This window comes from Erythrobacter sp. HI0063 (genome assembly GCF_001635685.1).
Lineage (GTDB): Bacteria > Pseudomonadota > Alphaproteobacteria > Sphingomonadales > Sphingomonadaceae > Qipengyuania.
The window spans coordinates 1-737 of record NZ_LWFF01000141.1 but is presented as its reverse complement, the minus strand read 5'-3'; the positions used below and the strand labels follow the sequence as shown (position 1 = coordinate 737).

The following is a 737-nucleotide window of genomic DNA, read 5'->3' as shown; positions in this document are numbered from 1 at the left end:
CTGGTGTTCCGCTACCGGCGCAGGGCCGTTGCAGCGACGGTGTAGGGCGGCAAGATTAGAAAAGGCTTTCCGGCTGCCAATCCCCCGACAGTCCGCAGGTTCCTGCCTTGCGCATTGCCGGATGTGTCCACGCTTCCCATGTTGCTTTCCGTGCCTCCTGATACTGCCGTAAATTCAAAACCGATCGACGCCGAAAGCTGGGCGGTCCTCAAGCGGTTCCTGCCCTATCTGTGGCCGAGCGAGAATTCGGGTCTGCGGCGCCGGATCGTCATCGCCCTTGTCTTGGTCCTGCTGACCAAGGCGGTCACGCTGGCCCTACCCTTCGCTTACAAGCGTGCGGTCGATGCGATGACGGGCGAGGTAGGCGAGGCCGCAATGCTCGCCATGGCGCTGGTGCTTGCCTACGGGCTGGGGCGCTTTGCGGGCACGGCCTTCGACAATCTCAGGAACATCGTGTTCGAACGCGTGGGCCAGGAGGCGACGCGGCATCTGGCCGAAGACGTGTTCCGCCGGCTCCACAGCCTGTCGCTACGCTTCCACCTGTCGCGCCGCACGGGCGAGGTTACCAAGATCATCGAGCGCGGGACGAAGAGCATCGATTCCATGCTCTATTTCCTGCTCTTCAACATCGCGCCGACAATCATCGAATTGGTTGCCGTGGGCGTCATCTTCTATCTCAATTTCGGCTGGGGGCTCGTGGCGGCAACGGCGCTGACAGTGGTCGCCTATATCGTCGT

At 62.0% G+C, this 737-nt stretch carries 1 protein-coding gene; it reads left to right on the top strand.

The features are described 5' to 3' along the window. Nucleotides 1-150: 150 nt before the first annotated feature. On the top strand, nucleotides 151-737 hold a 587-nt coding region (locus tag A3736_RS05675; protein ID WP_255362962.1), incomplete at its 3' end, for an ABC transporter transmembrane domain-containing protein.